The organism is Chitinimonas koreensis (assembly GCF_014353015.1).
GTDB lineage: Bacteria > Pseudomonadota > Gammaproteobacteria > Burkholderiales > Chitinimonadaceae > Chitinimonas > Chitinimonas koreensis.
The window spans coordinates 3,114,011-3,129,363 of sequence record NZ_CP060704.1; the positions used below are offsets into that span (position 1 = coordinate 3,114,011).

Below are 15,353 nucleotides of genomic sequence, written 5' to 3' on the forward strand. Positions count from 1 at the left end.
GGGCCGGCTCGGCGGCGGCGCCCTGCTGCTGTGCGGCGCGCTGATGCTGGCGGGCGCCGTCCGCTAGCGATTCACTTGGGCAACGGCGCGGCCGGATCGAACCACAGGCTCTTGTCGGCCAACGGCGTCAGCGGCGGCAGGCCGCCGTTGTCCAGCCGGATCACGCGCCGCTCGCCCAGCCGGGCGCGGCGGATCCACTCGCCGTTGTAGCGCCAGAAGATCTCGTCGAAGCCGCCGTCGCGGATCATCATCCGCAGCCCCTGCTCGATCCGCCGCGCCAGCCGCTGGTTGTCCTTGTTGACGAAGAAGTAATAGGGATTGTCGTAGCGCAGCACCAGGCTCTGCTCGACCGCCAGGTCGGGGACCGCGGCGCGGTTGGCCTCGTATTCGGCGAAGGCCTCCGACAGCCCGCGCGGGAACAGGTCGATGCGGCGCATCGCCACCATGCGGAACAGGCTGTCGTAGCTGCTGGTGACCACGTTGAGGCCGGCGTCCGTCAGCACCGCGTTGCCGGCCCAGCCGTTGCCCTGGCCGATGCTGAAGCGCTTCAGGTCGTCCAGGCTGCGCACGCGGTCGAACTCGGCCTGGCGGCCGCGGGCGATCAGCGCGATGCGGTAGCCGCCGAGGCCCTTGCGCAGCGGGATGCGGACCGGCAGGTAGTCGCGTTCCATCTCCAGCGAGGTGCTGCCCCAGGCCAGCGTCAGTTCCTTGCCCTCGGCCAGCGAGACCAGCTGCCGCGCCTTGTTCATCACCGTGCGGGCCGGCTGCAGCGTGTAGTCGCCGTACTGCGGCCGGGTACGTTCGAGCGCCCCCTTGAGATAGGCCAGCTTGTCGTCGTGGCGCACGTCGTTGGCGCCCTCGGGCGCCGGGTAGACCACCCGGTCGGCGGCGCCGGCCGCGGCGGCCAGGCACAGGCCGGCGAGCAGGGAAAGCAGGATGCGCATGCGTCGGGCCTGGCTCGGGAACATGCCATCGTTATAGCAGCACCGCGCCGGCCGGGCCGGCGGCCGGCCGTCCGTCGGAGCCCGGTCCGGCAGCCGGGCGCGCCTGGTCTATACACGGCTTACAAGACCTAGCCAGACCAGGAGGAATCATGCGCCACCCCATCCAGGCCGCCGCGCCGCCCCTGCGCACTTCGCACCGGGACTCCCGCTGAATCCCCGCCGCAACCGGCGTCCCGCGCCCGGCACGACATGCCGCTGCGCGGTCCGCCGCTGCGGCTTCCCGACGTGGCTCATCGAAGGAGCGCCTCCATGGCTGGCTGCGCCTATCGCATCCCGGCGGCGAGATCGCCGGCCTGGCTTTGCCCCGGCGGGCGCGGACGCCGGCCCGTCGCCGGCGCCTCGCCGCGGCAGTCCACCGGCAAGCGGGCCGAGGCGGACCGCGCTGGCGGCTCGCCCGGCCCGCTCGCCGGCCGCGCGCTGGCCGAGCGGAAATTCCACAAGTGGCTGCTGCCGGCGCTGGCCGAGTGGGCCGCCATCGCCGGCCTGTTCGCGCTCGGCCTCGCCGCCGACCGCCTGGCGGTGTGGGCGCTGGTCACGGTGCTGATCGGCAGCCGCCAGCACGGTCTCGGCGTGCTCGGCCACGACGGCGCCCACTTCGCCGCCGCCCGCAGCCGCCGCGTCAACGACCTGGCCTCCGAGCTGCTGTGCTTCTGGCCGCTGTTGACCGGCCTGCACGACTTCCGCAGCTTCCACCTCGACCATCACCGCCACTTCACCACCGAGCGCGACCCGGAACTGCTGTTCAAGCAGCGCTGGAGCCGGCGGCAATGGGCGCTGCCGATGACGCGCGGCCGCATCGTGCGCTACTTCCTGCTCGATCTGATCGGCTTCGGCGTGGTGGAGGTGGCCAAGGCCTACTGGCTGCTCGGCAAGTCCGGCCCGCGCAGCTGGCTCGGGCCGCTGGCCTGGTGGGCGGCGGTCGGCGGCGCGCTGCACCTGCTCGGCCTCGACGTGGTGATCGCGGTATGGGCGCTGGCGCTGCTGACCTCGTTCTGGGGCTTCTTCCGGCTGCGGACCTGGACCGAGCACGTCGGCACGCCGTCCACCCACCGCGTGCAGGCCAACTGGTGGCAGCGCATCCTGATCACGCCGCACTGCTCGTGGTCGCACTACGAGCACCACGAGCATCCGCAGGTGCCGTTCTGGCGCCGCCACGAACTGCGCGGCAGCGAGGCCCGCACGGTCGGCATGGGCGAGCTGTTCGCCTCCTTCGGCCGCGACGCGCGGCCTGCAGCCGACGGCAGTGGAACACGCACGCCCTAGGGGGCCACGTCCTTCGTGCCCACGCGGTGAACATGGCGCGGACCCGGTCTCCGCGTTGGGCCGATCGCTAGCGCGTAGGCTGGAAAGCGTGCCCCCTACCCGCGGAAGTCCGACCTGCGATGGCCGAGCAGCGTAGGAGCGGCTTCAGCCGCGAATGGCGGCAGAGATGCACGACCATTCGCGGCCGAAGCCGCTCCTGCGCCATGTCGGCCGGCATGTCAGCCCAGCGTTGCCACCCGCGCCAGCCGCTCGCGCAGCAAGGGCCCCAGCGTCTCCAGCGTGGCCGGGTCGAGGATGTCCTCGTGGGCGCAGTCGAGCTCGTGCACCTCCAGCCCGCCGAGGTAGTCCGCCCAGCTGCCGCGCGGATCCCAGCCGGCCGGCAGGGTGCGGCTGGCGACGAACAGCGTCGCCTCGCCGTCGAAGCGCCGGGTGCGCGCCTGCGACAGGATGCGTACCGCGTCCTGATAGTTGGCCACGATATGGCCGAACATCTCGGTCTTCTCGCGCAGCATGAACTCGTCGGCGGCCTCCTCGGTGGCGGCCATGAACTGGGCCTGCTCGCGGTCGACCTCGGAGCGCGCCTCTTCCTCGGTCGGGCCGCTCCAGTCCTGGCCCTCGGGCGGATAGGTGTCGAACAGGCCGAGGAAGGCGACCTCCTCGCCGGCTTCTCGCAGCCGCGCCGCCAGCCCCTGGGCGATGGTGCCGCCGAGCGAGTAGCCGACCAGGTGGTACGGCCCCTCGGGCTGGATGCGGCGCAACGTGGCCAGGTGCTGTCCGCACATCGCATCGAGATCGGCGCTGGCGGCGATGGCGCCGTGCGGGCGCGGCGATTGCAGGCCGACCAGCGGCAGCTCGGCCGGCAGGTGGCGGGCGAAGGCGCTGTACTGCCAGGCGAAGCCGGAGGCCGGGTGGATGCAGAACAGCGGCCGGCCGCGACCGCCGCGCAGGTGCAGCACCTCGCCGAAGCCGGCGTTGGCCGGGTCGCCGGCCGCGGCGGCGTCCGACAGCACGGCGGCCAGCTTGGCCACCGTCGGCGACACCATGATCTGGCCGACCGAGACCGGCCGGCCCAGCTCGCGCCGCAGCTCGGCCGCCAGCCGCATGGCCAGCAGCGAATGGCCACCGAGGGCGAAGAAATCGTCCTCGGCCTGCACCGCCGGCAGATCGAGCAGGCGGGCGAACACGCCGGCCAACTGGCTTTCCAGCCCCGGCCGCGGCGCCCGGCCGGCGGCCGCGGCGGCCGACGGCTCGGGCAGCGCCTTGCGGTCGAGCTTGCCGTTGGCGCTGAGCGGGAAGGCCGCGAGCCGCACCACCGCCACCGGCACCATATGGGCCGGCAGCGTGGCGGCCAGCGCGGCACGCAGTGCAGCGGTATCGAGTTCGGCCTGCGGGTCGGCCGCGATCACGTAGCCGACCAGCTGGCGCGCATCCATGCCGGCCGCCGCGGTCTGGCCGCCGAGCACGCGGGCGTGCACCACCGCGCGCGCCACGCCGGGCAGCGCCGAGAGCGCCGCCTCGATGTCGCCGAGCTCGATGCGCTGGCCGCGGATCTTCAGCTGGTCGTCGCTGCGGCCGAGGTATTCGACGTCGCCGCCCGGCAGCCAGCGCACCACGTCGCCGGTGCGGTACATGCGCTCGCCCTCGCCCCAGGGGTCGGCCACGAAGCGCCCGGCGCTGAGGTCGGGCCGGTTCAGGTAGCCGTCGGCCAGCTGCACGCCGGCGAGATAGAGCTCGCCCGGCACGCCGACCGGCACCGGCCGCAGATAGCCGTCGAGGATGCGCAGGCGGGTATTCCACACCGGCTTGCCGATCGGCACGCTGGCGGCCAGGCGGCTGTCGAGGTCATCGTCGGCCGCGGCCTTGTAGGTGACGTCGACCGCCGCCTCGGTCGGCCCGTACAGGTTGTGCAAGGGCGCGGCGATGCGGCGCGCATAACCGTCGGCCAGCTCGCGCGACAGCGCCTCGCCGCTGCAGAACACCCGCCGCAGCGTGGCGCCGGGGCCGGCGCGGTCCAGCCCGTCGAGGTGGCCGACGAAGGCCGCCAGCATCGAAGGCACGAAGTGGGCGGTGCTGACCTGCTCGTCCTCGATCAGCCGCAGCAGCGCCTCGGGGTCGCGGTGCGACTCGGGCGGCGCCATGTGCAGCCGGGCGCCGACGATGGGCGGCCAGAAGAATTCCCACACCGAGACGTCGAAGCTGCTCGGCGTCTTCTGCAGCACCACGTCGTCGGCCTGCATGCCGTACTCGTGCTGCATCCACAAGAGGCGGTTGACGATGGCCTGGTGCGACACCAGCACGCCCTTGGGCTTGCCGGTGGAGCCGGAGGTGTAGAGCAGGTAGGCGGCGTGGGCCGGCGTGAGTCCAGGTTCGAGCGCTGTCTCCCTCCCCTTCGAGGGGAGGGCCGGGGGCGGCCGGCGCAGGCTGGGGATGGGGTTGGTGTCGACGGCATCAAACCCCATCCCCCTCCTCGCCTCCTCCTTGAAGGGGAGGAATGGGTCTGCGTCGCCATTGACGGGTCGTGGTTTTCAATTTCCGCCAGACCGTCGAGCAGCAGCAGTTCGCCCATGGTCGCGAAGCGCGCCGCCAGCTCGGAAGTGGTGACGATCAGCCGCGGCCGCGCATTGCCGACCATATAGGCCAGCCGCTCGTCGGGGTAGCCGGTGTCGAGCGGCAGGTAGGCCGCGCCGGCCTCGACCGTGGCGTACAGCGCCAGGCTCAGCAGCACCGAGCGCGGCAGCGCCACGGCCACCACCTCGCCCAGGCCGACGCCGGCCGCCTGCATGCGGCAGGCCAGCCGGACGGTATGGGCGCGCACCTCGCGATAACTGAGCCGGTGCTCCGCATCGCTCAATGCGATCGCCTCCGGCGTGCGCGCGGCCTGGGCCGCCAGCAGCGCCGGCAGCGTGGTCCGCGGCACGTCGGCGCCGGTGGCGTTGACGCCGTCGATCAGCGCGCGTTCGGCGCCGGTCAAGGCATCGAAGCTCGACCACGGCTGCTCGGGCCGGTTGGCCAGGTGGTCGAGCAGCGCCAGCAGCCGCTCGGCCAGCTGTTGCGGCTCGCGCACCAGGTCGCGGTATTCGATGATCAGCCGCAGCCGCTCGCCCGGCAGCACCATCACCGTAAGCGGGTAATGGGTGTAGCCGCGGTTGCGCAGCTCGCCCAGCCGGGCGCCGTGGTAATCGCGCGCATGCAGGCTGCCGTCGTCCGGGTAGTTCTCGCTGACCAGCAGGGTGTCGAACAGCTTGGCGACGCCGGCGATGCGCTGGATCTCCGACAGGCCCAGGCCGTCGTGCTCGAGCAGCTGGATCTGCTGCGCCTGCAGCGCGGCCAGCTGGTCCAGCAGCGGCCGGCGCGGCTCCAGCTTCACCCGTACCGGGATGGTGTTGCTGAACAGGCCGACGTGTTCGGCGATGCCGTCGACCGGGCTGAAACGGCCCGAGACCGGCGAGCCGAACACCACGTCGTCGCGGCCGCTGAGGAGGGACAGCAGCGCGCCGAAGGCGCCCTGCATCACGGTGTTCAGCGTCAGGCCGGCCTGGCGGCAGCGCGCCAGCAGCGCCTGCTCGAGTTCGGCCGGCAGCGCCATTTCCAGCTCGTGCACCGTCGGCGCCGCGGTGGCGCCGTCGAACAGCAGCGTCGGCTTCACGCCGGCCAGCGCCGCGCGCCAGGCCTCGCGCGCGGCGCCGAGGTCGCGGCCGGCCAAGGCCCGCACCACCGTCGGGTAGTCGACCCGGGTCGGCGGCAGCGCGGCCGGGCCGTCGCCGTAGGCCTGCAGCAGGTCGCGCAGCAGGATCGGCGTCGACCAGCCGTCGACCACCAGGTGGTGGGCGGTCAGGAACACCGTGTTCACCTCGCCGCGCGCCACCAGCACCGCGTTGAGCAGCGGGCCGGCGCCGGCCGCGCCGATGGCGAAGTCGCGGTTCAGCTCGGCCAGCTCGATGCGGCGCAGCTCGGCCGCCTGTCCGTCCGCGTCGAACCCGGCCAGCTCGTGCGCCTGCCAGGGCCAGCGCCGCGCAGCGCCGTCGACCAGCGGCAGCAGTTGCAGCGAATCGCGCCGCAGCTCGACGTCGAAGGCCGCGCCCATCTGCGGATGGCGCCGCAGCACCGCCTCCAGCGCGTCGCGCAGCCGCTCGGCGTCGACCGGGCCGTGGAAATCGAGCCGGGTGATCGAGTTGTACTTGCTGGCCGCCTCGCCGAGCTGGGCGTGGAACAGCAGCCCCTCCTGCAGCGGCAGCACCGGCAGCACCGCGGCCAGCGGGCCGTGGCGCCCGACCAGCGCGGCCAGCTCGGCCTCGCTCAGCGTCTCGCCCTGGCGCGGCAGCGTCTCGGCCGCCACCAGCGTATCGGCGGCGCGGGCCGGCTGCTGCTCGGCCAGCGCGCGCAGCGCGGCGGCGTGGCGGGCGATGCCGTGGTGCAGGCGGTCGACCACGGCGGCGTCGAACACGCCGTCGGCCCAGCTCCAGTTGAGCGCCAGCCGCGCGCCGTCGGCGGCTTCCTCGACGAAGACGTTCAGTTCCAGGCCGTACAAGAGCGGCATGGTCGGGTCGAGGTCGACCGCGAAGGCGTCGGCGAAGCAGCCGCCTGCGCGCTGCGGCGCCCAGTCACCCGCGTCGGTTGCAAAGCGACCGAGGTAGTTGAACAGGATCTCCGGCTTGTGCGCCTGTTCCAGCGCGGCCAGCGCCGGGCCGTGGTCCGGGTCGAGATGGCGCAGCACGCCGTAGCCGAGGCCGCGGTCGGGAATGCGGCGCAGGCCACGCTTGATCGCGCGCAGCGCAGCGGCGCCGTCGCCGGCGTCGGCCAGGTCGAATTCGACCGGGTATTCGGCGGTCAGCCAGCCGACGGTGCGGCCGAGGTCGAGCGTCGAGTCGTCGGCCGGCTGGCGGCCGTGCGATTCCATGGCCAGCCGCAGCCGCGTGGCGCCGAATTCGTCGCGGCAGGCCAGCGCCACCGCGCCGAGCAGCACTTCCTCGACGTTGGCGCGGTAGGCCTGCGGCAGCGCCAGCAGCAGCGCGCCGGTCAGCTCGGCGTCGAGCAGCGTGCGCGCCTCCTGCGCGCGGCCGTAGCAGTCGCGCGCCGGGTCGAGCGGGCGGCGGCCCAGCGGCGGCAGCGCCTCGGCCAGCATGCCGCGCCACATCGCCAGCTCGGCGCGGCGGGCCGGCAGCTGGGCGGCCAGCTCGGCGGCCCAGTCCTGCAGCGAACTGTCTTCGCGCGCGATCAGCGGCGCGGTGCCGGCCGCGGCGGCCAGGCAGGCGGTCCGCAGCTCGGGCAGCAGGATGCGCCAGGACACGCCGTCGACCACCAGGTGATGCAGAACCAGGACCAGCCATGCGCGGCCGGCTGCGTCGGCCAGGCGTACCGCCTGCAGCATCAGCCCGCCGGCCGGATCGAGCCGGGCGGCTGCGGCGCGGAACTGCGCCTCGGCCGCGGCCGAGAAGGCCGCCTCGTCGCCGGCCGGCGACTCGACCGCGTGCAGGATGCGGCCGTCGAGCGCCGCGCCCGGCGCGGCGATGGCCAGGCCGCCGTGCTCGACCCGCGCGCGCAGCGCCGGATGGGCGCGCTGCAATGCGTGCAGCGCCTGCTCGAGGTGGATGGTCTCGACCTCGGCCGGGATGCGCAGCAGCACGCCCTGGGCGTAGCGACGCTCGAGGCCGTAATGCTCGCCGAACCACTGCACGATCGGCAGCGGGCCGACCGCGCCGAGCACTTCGGCGGCCGGCGCGGCGGCCTTGCCCGGCAGCGCCTGCAGCACGGTCGCCATGCGGGCCGGCGTGCGCTGGGCAAAGACGTCGCGCGGCCGCAGCAGCCAGCCGGCGCGGCGCAGCTCGGTGCCCAGGCCCATGGCCGAGATGCTGTCGCCGCCGAGATTGAAGAAATCGTCGTCGGCGCCGACCGCGGCCAGGCCGAGCACGGCCGCCACGCCGGCGCAGACCAGCCGCTCGGCCTCGGTCGCCGCGGCGCGGCCGGCGGCGCGCGCCGGCGGGGCGATCGGCGGCAGCGCCTGGCGGTCGATCTTGCCGTTCACCGTCAGCGGCCAGGCCGGCAGCACCGCCAGCGCGGCCGGCAGCATGTAGTCGGGCAGGCTCTCGGCCAGCCGCGCCAGCAGCGCTGCCGGGTCGTCAGATACGCCGTCGGCCACGGTGCAGTAACCGAGCAGCCGGTGGCTGGCGCCGGCCGGCTCGGCCAGCACCACCGCGCCGGTCACGCCGGCCAGGCTGGCCAGCGCGTGCTCGACTTCGCCGAGTTCGATGCGGAAGCCGCGCACCTTGATCTGCTGGTCGGCGCGGCCGATGAATTCGAGCTGGCCGTCGGCGCGCCAGCGCACCAGGTCGCCGCTGCGGTACATCAGCCCGCCCTGCCTGGCCGGATCGGCCACGAAGCGCGCCGCCGTCAGCGCCGGCCGGTCCAGGTAGCCGCGCGCCAGGCCTTCGCCGGCGACGTAGAGCTCGCCGACCACGCCGACCGGCACCGGCCGCAGCAGGCGGTCGAGCACCTGCACCCGGCTGTTGGCGACCGGCCGGCCGATCACCGGCGTATCGGCCACCGTCATGGCGGCGGTCAGCGTATCGACGGTGTATTCGGTCGGGCCGTAGCAGTTGTGCACGGCCAGCTGCGGATACCGGCGCACCGCCTGCCACAGCGCCGGCGGCACCGCCTCGCTGCCGGTCAGCGCCAGCAGCGGATGGTGGCGGCCTTGGTCCATCAGCCCGGCGGCCAGCATCTGCTGCAGCAGCGAGGGCGGCACGTCGAGCGCGTCGATGGCCTGCGCCTGCACCAGCTCGACCAGCGCCTGCGCATCGCGGCGCTGCTCCTCGTCGCACAGGTGCAGCTCCTGGCCCAGCAGCAGCCAGATCAGCTGTTCCCACGAGGCATCGAACGAGAACGAGGTGGTGTGCGCCGCGCGCAGCCGGCGGCCGCCGAGCCTGCGCAGCGTCTCGCCGTAGAAGCCGGCGCGATGCGACAGCAGCAGGTTGAGCAGGCCGCCGTGGCGCACCATCACGCCCTTGGGCGTGCCGGTCGAGCCGGAGGTGTAGATCAGGTAGGCCAGGTGCTCGGCCGACAGCGGCGCGGCGCGCTCGGCGTCGGCGATCGGGCCGGCCGGCTGCGTAGCCAGCCGGGCCGCCACGGCCGCGTCGTCGAGCGCGACCAGGCGTTCGACCTGCGGCAGCCGTGCGGCCAGGCCGGCGTGAGTCAGCAGCAGGATCGGCCGGGCGTCCTCGCACATGCGCGCCAGCCGCTCGGCCGGGTAGTCGAGGTCGAGCGGCAGGTAGGCGGCGCCGGAAGCCAGCACGGCCAGGATGGCGACCACCGCGTCGGCGCCGCGCGGCAGCGCGACCGCCACCACCCGGTCTGGGCCGGCGCCCTCGGCGATCAGCAGGCGGCCCAGCCGGGCGACGCGGGCCGACAGCGCGGCAAAATCGAGCGCCTCATCGCCGCAGACCAGCGCGCGTTCCGCGCCGTGGGCGGCGACGGTGGCCTGGAAGGCGTCGAGCACCGTCGCCAGCTCGGCCGGCCGCGCCAGTCGCGGGCCTTGCGACCATTGCGCCAGCGCCGCGCGCTCGGCGGCCCCGAGCAGCTCGACCGCGGCCAGCGGCGCCGCGTCGTCGCGCAGCAGCGCGGCCAGGAAGTCGGCCAGCCGGTCGCGGTGCAGCGCCAGCTCGTCGGCGCCGTAGCGGGCCGGATTGGCCGCCAGCTCCAGCGTCAGCGCCTCGCCCTCGTGCCACAGGCCGAATTCGAGGTCCTCGACCGGACCGGCGGCCAGCAGGTGGGTGGTGCCGGCCACGCCGTCGAGATCGAGCGACTGGTCGTAGATCTTCAGGTTGAGCGTGGGGCCGTACAGCGCGCGGCGCGAGCCGACCAGGCCGAGATCGCGCTGGATCTGTTCGGCATCGTAGCGCTCGTGGCGGCGCACGCGGCGCAGTTCGGCCGACAGCTGCTGCGCCAGCGCGCCGAGGCCGCGGGCCGGGTCGACCTCGAGCTGCAGCGGCAGCACGTTGACCACCGGGCCGGTGGCGCGCACCGCGACCGAGCCCATACGGCGCATGAAGGGCACGCCGACCACCAGCCGGGTCTCGCCGCTCATCCGGTGCAGGTAGGCGAACACCGCCGCCATCGCCATCTCGGCGGCGCTGACCTGCAGCGCGCGGCCCTGCTCGGCCAGCCGCGCCAGCCGGCCGGCGTCGAGCTGCAGGCGCTGGCGCAGCACCTCGACGTTGGCGAAGGTCTGCGCCGCACGCGCGTCGCGGCTCGACAACGAGACCGGCGCGGCGAGGCCGGCGGCGTAGTCGCGCCAGAACGCCGCATCGCGCGCACAAGCCTCGCCGGCGCGGTAGGCGGCGTATTCGTCGACCACCCGGGCGAACGGCACGAAGGGGCTGTCGCCGATCGCGCGGCCCCGGCGCAGCGCGGCATAGAGCTCGGCCATGCGGCGGGTCAGCGCGGCGAAGCTGTAGCCGTCGACGCAGAGGTGGTGGTAGCGCTGGTACCAGAACCAGCGCTCGCCGCCCTCGCCGGCGGCCACCCGCAGCAGCAGGTGGCGGTACAGCGGCTCGGCGGCGTCGGCCGGCAGCGGACGGGCCAGGTCGGCCTGCATCAGCGCGTGGGCGGCGGCCAGCGGATCGGCGCCGGCGCTGAGGTCGAGGTATTCGGGTGCGGCCAGCGCCTCGCCCCAGGCTTCGACGCTGCGGGCGGGCGGCAGGTATTGCAGCGGGCCGTCGGCGCTTTCGACCACCCGCGCATGCACGGTGTCGGCCTCGGCCAGGCCCTGGCGGATCGCCTCGGCCAGGCAGCGCGGATCGATGGCGCCGTCGATCTCGACGTAGTGGGCCACGGTGTAGCCGTTGCGGATGGCGGCGATCTGGTCGGCCAGCCAGATGCCGGGCTGGGCGCCGGCCAGCGGCAGCGCGGTGTCGGCGGCGGGGATGGGGTGGGACTGGGCAGTGCTCAACACGATTCTTGACCTCGGTGAGGTGGGGGTACCAGGGGGCCGGCGCGAGCGAAGGCGAGACGCAGGCCGTGGTGTTCGTAGGAGCGGCTTCAGCCGCGAATCGCCGGTGCATCGCCAGCCCGTTCGCGGCTGAAGCCGCTCCTACGGAAGTGCGGACGGCGTCAGGCGCCGCGCACGGCCAGCGGCCGGATATCGGTCCAGTTGCGTTCGAGCCAGTCGACGCAGGCGGCGCGGCTGTCCGGCCCCAGCACCACCCGCCAGCCGGCCGGCACCGCGGCGAAGGTCGGCCACAGGCTGTGCTGCTGCTGGGCATTGGCCAGCACCAGGAAGGGTTGGCTCTCGTCGTCGAAGGGGTTCAGCTGTTCGGTGCTCATGTTCGGTTCTCCTGGGTCGATGCGCCCGGGCCGCAGCGGGCCGGGCGTCCTGCATTGGGATCGGGTGGGAATGGGCGGCGCCGCGCGGCTCAGTCGGCCAGCAGCCAGGCCAGGCCGTCGAGCAGGCCGCCGCGCCAGCACAGGCCGTCGTGGCCGCCTTCGAACAGGCGGTAGCGCACCGTGTGGCCGGCGTCGCGCAGCGCGTCGCACAGGCTGTCGTTGACGTCGATCATCACGTCCTCGCGGCTGCCGACTTCGAGCCAGACCTTGAGCCGGCCGCCCCGGCCGAGCTCACCGGCGTCCAGCTGCTCGGCCAGCCGGCCGCGGCTGCCGGGCTTGCGCGCGCACGGCTCGCCCGGCGGCGCCTGCAGCAGGTCGACCTTGGGCCACCAGAACGAGCCGGACTGGCTCAGCACCCGGCCGAAGCGCTCGGGCCAGTGCAGGCCGGCGTACATCGCACCGAGGCCGCCGAGGCTCTGGCCGGCCACTACGGTCGCGGCGGCGCCGGCCGGCGCGAAACGGTCGAGCCGCGGCAGCAGCTCGTCCTGCAGCGCCTGCCAGAACGCCGGCCGGCAGCCGAACTCGGCTTCGCGGTCGAGCGATTCGATCAGGACGTAGTCGGCCGGCGGCAGGCGGCCGCGGGCGGTGTCGGCATCGAGCGCCGCGGCGATGCCGCGCTCGAACCAGCCCTGGCCGTCGAGCAGCAGCACGCGCGGCCGGCGCTCCGGGGGCCGGCCCTCCGCCGGCCGCGGGCCGGCCGCCGGAGGGGCCGTGGCGTAGAGCCAGACGCGGCGGCCGTTCCAGTCGAGCTGGCGCAGCCGGGCCAGGTCGGCCGCGGGCGCCGTCCCGGCGGCCATGGCGGCGTCGACCGCCTGCCAGGCCGACTGGTCCGGCGCCTGCGGCAAGTGCAGCGCCGACAGCGCCGCGCCCCAGTTGCTGCGGTGGCCGCGCGGATTGAGCGGATCGGCGATCGCGCGGTCCATGATCGAGCGCCACCAGTGCCGCTGCGCCCGATTGCGCGCCTCGGCGTCGCCCTCGAAGGCCGGCGGCAGATCCTTGGCGCCGACCGGGATGAAGGCATAGCTGCCGCGCCAGTCGGCCGGCAGCTCGACCTGCCAGAACCACGCGTCGGTGCCGGCGATGCGCGCCAGCGACTGCGGATCGGGGCTGTGGTGATCGGTCACCGAGTTGACGTCGACGTAGACGCGGCGGGTATCCGAGCGCGTCTCGTCGCCGTGCGGATCGCGCCAGACGAAGGTCGCGCAGACCGTGCGGTCCGATACCGGCTCCTGCAGCGGCACGCCGGCTTCGACCAGCGCCTGCCACCAATGCGGCTGGCCGACCTCGGCCGCCGCCAGCCTCGCCGCCGTGCGCGGCGCTGCCCGATTGAATTCCAAGACCTTCCTCCTGCTTTTATTTATTCGGTGTTCCGCCCGATTCCAGGCCGGGGCGGACCCGCCATCCGTTCTTGCGGCGGGCCTCGGCCCGTGCCGGGACTTGCGCCCCGGCAGGGCATACGGGCGCGAAACCCTTAGAACCAGTAGTCGAGCGTCACGCCGAAGGTGCGCGGCGCACCGACGTCGCCGACGATCACCTCGCCGGTCTTCGGCCAGCGCTCGCTGCCGATGTCCTTGGCGTACATCACGTCCTGGTCGAACAGGTTCTTCACGTAGACGCGCACGCTGAAGGCATCGCGGTCGTAGCCGGCCTGCAGATTGGCCAGCACGTAGTCGCCGGCCTGCTCGCGCCGGTCGTTGTCGATGCCGGAGAAATACTCGCCGGTGTAGCTGACGTTGCCCGCCAGGTACCAGTGATCGGCGAACTTCTGCTTGAAGCCGAGGTTGGCGGTCATCGACGGCGCGGAATCGAACTCGTTGCCCTCGATCGCCTTGCCGTGGACGCCGCCGTCCTTCACCTCGGTGTGCAGCAGGCCGATCGCGCCGTACAGGCTCAGGCTCGGCGAGACGCGGGTCGCGGCATCGACTTCCAGGCCGTAGCTGTTGCCCTTGCCGATGTTGACCAGACGGCGGTTGTAGAGCGCCTGGTAGCCCTTGTACTCGTTGTAGAAAGCGGTGGCGTTGACGCTGAGGCGGTTGTTCAGCAGCACCGAGCGCGAGCTCGCCTCGTAGGTGACGACCTCTTCCTTGGCGTACTCGTAGTAGGCGCTGGTCACCCAGTCCAGGCCGCCGCCGCCGGGGTTGTAGCCCTTGCGCGCGGTGAAGCCCAGCGTGGTGCCCTGCAGCGTGTACTGCAGGCCGAGCTTGGGCAGGAACATGGTCTCGCCCTTGTCGGTGTCGACCTTGCCGGCCCACGGCATGCCGGGCCAGGCGTCGAGGTCGCGCTTCTGCTTCTCGCGCTCGACGCGGGCGCCGGCGACCAGGTCGAGGCGCTCGGCCAGGCCGACGGTGGCTTCGCCATAGCCGGCCACGGTCTCGACCTTGTCGTCGCCGGCGAAGGTCACCGCGAAGTCGTCGGCGGCGATCAGGTTCTGCTTGCGGTCGAAGTAGTACAGGCCGGCCACGCCGCTGATGCGGCCATCCCTGGGATCGAACACCAGGCGGCCTTCCAGCGTGTTGCTCTTCTGATCCTGGTCCAGGTAGAAGCGCTCGGCACCCGATTCGTCGAAGTGCAGCTTGTCGTTGCCGTGGCTGTACAGCAGGTGGCCGCTGACCGCCGTGCTGAACCGGTAGTCGAGGTCGATGTTGGCGGTGTTGCCCTTGGAATCCTGCCGGCGGGTGTTCGAGGTCTTGCCGTAGAAGGCGTAGCGCTCGAACAGATCCTTGTCGTTGCTGCAATCGGCGCTGCTGCACGGCGCTTCGATGCGGTTCAGGTACTCGCCGTCGTAGGCGCGGTTCACCAGCGTCAGCTTGGCCTTGAAGTCGGGCGCCGCGCTCGGCGTCCACAGCAGCTTGGCGCGCACGGTGTGGTTCTGCACTTCGGACGGATCCCACGGGAAGGCGCCGTCGTAGTCGATGAAGCCATGGCCCTTGGCGACCTCGGCCGCCAGCCGGAACGCCAGCTCGTCGGCCACCACCGGGCCGGACAGCATGCCGGCCAGGTAGGCGCGGCCGTCCTCGTTCTCGGCGCCGACGCGCACCGCGCCCTCGCGCGTGAACGACGGATCCTTGCTGTTCACCACCACCGCGCCGGCGATGGCGTTGCGGCCCTGGATGGTCGACTGCGGGCCGCGCAGCACTTCGACCTGCTCGACGTCCCACAGGCCCACGTCCAGGTATTGCTGGCCGGCCCAGGTTTCCGCCGCGCCGTCGACCGTGGTGCTCAGGCGCGGCCGCGCGCCGGAGATGAAGGTGAACACCCCGGTGGTCGGGCCGGAACCGGCCACGCCGCGCACGTTGATGCCGCCGGCGGCATTGTGGGTGGCGTTGGGCACTTCCTGCGCCAGGTCGTTGATGCTGTGGTTCTGGCCGTCGTCGACCTTCGGCGTCTGGAACACGGTCACCGCGGTGGTGGTGGCCTGCTGGCTGCGGTCGATCTTCTCGCCGGTGACCGTGATGGTCGGCAGCGTGACCTCGTCCTCGGCATGGGCGCCGGATGCAGCGATCCCGGCCAGGCCGGCCAGCGCCAGCCGGGTGGCGAGGAACAGGTGACTGCGCTGCCTGGCGGCAGTGGGCTTACTCATGGTGCGTGAACTCCCTGGGCTTTTTTACAGTGAAAACGAAGGACATCTGGAACCGGTCCGCTCCGGCGCCGGCCGCCTGCTCGCGCAGGCCGGGGCTCGGGGGCCCGAGGCGGCAGTGATCGGCGGAG

6 protein-coding genes and 1 pseudogene are annotated in these 15,353 nt (G+C 73.2%); 1 reads left to right on the plus strand and 6 read right to left on the minus strand.

What is annotated here, in order from left to right; genetic code table 11:
• Positions 1-71 precede the first annotated feature (71 nt).
• Entirely contained in the window at positions 72-944 is an 873-nt protein-coding gene (locus H9L41_RS13040; RefSeq protein WP_034607404.1) for a substrate-binding periplasmic protein, read from the minus strand.
• Positions 945-1,253: 309 nt separating this feature from the next.
• Here H9L41_RS13040 and H9L41_RS13045 point away from each other — a divergent pair, with 309 nt between their 5' ends.
• Entirely contained in the window at positions 1,254-2,267 is a 1,014-nt protein-coding gene (locus tag H9L41_RS13045) for a fatty acid desaturase (protein WP_028446936.1), read from the plus strand.
• 218 nt (positions 2,268-2,485) lie between these two features.
• Here the strand turns inward: H9L41_RS13045 and H9L41_RS13050 are convergent, their stop codons facing one another.
• From H9L41_RS13050 to H9L41_RS13070, 5 genes and pseudogenes are all read right to left on the minus strand, one after another.
• Positions 2,486-4,726 (minus strand): amino acid adenylation domain-containing protein, encoded by a 2,241-nt coding sequence (locus H9L41_RS13050; RefSeq protein WP_187523394.1) that lies wholly within the window; start codon positions 4,724-4,726, stop codon positions 2,486-2,488.
• 179 nt (positions 4,727-4,905) lie between these two features.
• Positions 4,906-11,214 (minus strand): annotated as a pseudogene (locus H9L41_RS13055) (amino acid adenylation domain-containing protein); the annotation flags it as partial.
• A 158-nt stretch (positions 11,215-11,372) separates the two neighbouring features.
• On the minus strand, positions 11,373-11,585 hold the full coding sequence (locus H9L41_RS13060; RefSeq protein ID WP_028446935.1) for an MbtH family protein: 213 nt from the start codon (positions 11,583-11,585) through the stop codon (positions 11,373-11,375).
• Between the two features lie 89 nt (positions 11,586-11,674).
• Positions 11,675-12,982 (minus strand): enterochelin esterase, encoded by a 1,308-nt coding sequence (fes, locus tag H9L41_RS13065; RefSeq protein WP_028446934.1) that lies wholly within the window; start codon positions 12,980-12,982, stop codon positions 11,675-11,677.
• A gap of 134 nt (positions 12,983-13,116) precedes the next feature.
• Positions 13,117-15,225 carry a TonB-dependent receptor gene (locus H9L41_RS13070; RefSeq protein ID WP_028446933.1) on the minus strand — a complete coding sequence of 703 codons (2,109 nt, stop codon included), beginning with the start codon at positions 15,223-15,225 and terminating at the stop codon, positions 13,117-13,119.
• Between the last annotated feature and the right edge of the window lie 128 nt (positions 15,226-15,353).

What these genes read in the sequence shown, in the direction of transcription:
- H9L41_RS13040 (WP_034607404.1), bottom strand. Translation starts at nt 944, where the DNA reads ATGCGCATCCTGCTTTCCCTGCTCGCCGGCCTGTGCCTGGCCGCCGCG.
- H9L41_RS13045 (WP_028446936.1), top strand. Translation starts at nt 1,254, where the DNA reads ATGGCTGGCTGCGCCTATCGCATCCCGGCGGCGAGATCGCCGGCCTGG.
- H9L41_RS13050 (WP_187523394.1), bottom strand. Translation starts at nt 4,726, where the DNA reads ATGGGGTTTGATGCCGTCGACACCAACCCCATCCCCAGCCTGCGCCGG.
- H9L41_RS13060 (WP_028446935.1), bottom strand. Translation starts at nt 11,585, where the DNA reads ATGAGCACCGAACAGCTGAACCCCTTCGACGACGAGAGCCAACCCTTC.
- H9L41_RS13070 (WP_028446933.1), bottom strand. Translation starts at nt 15,225, where the DNA reads ATGAGTAAGCCCACTGCCGCCAGGCAGCGCAGTCACCTGTTCCTCGCC.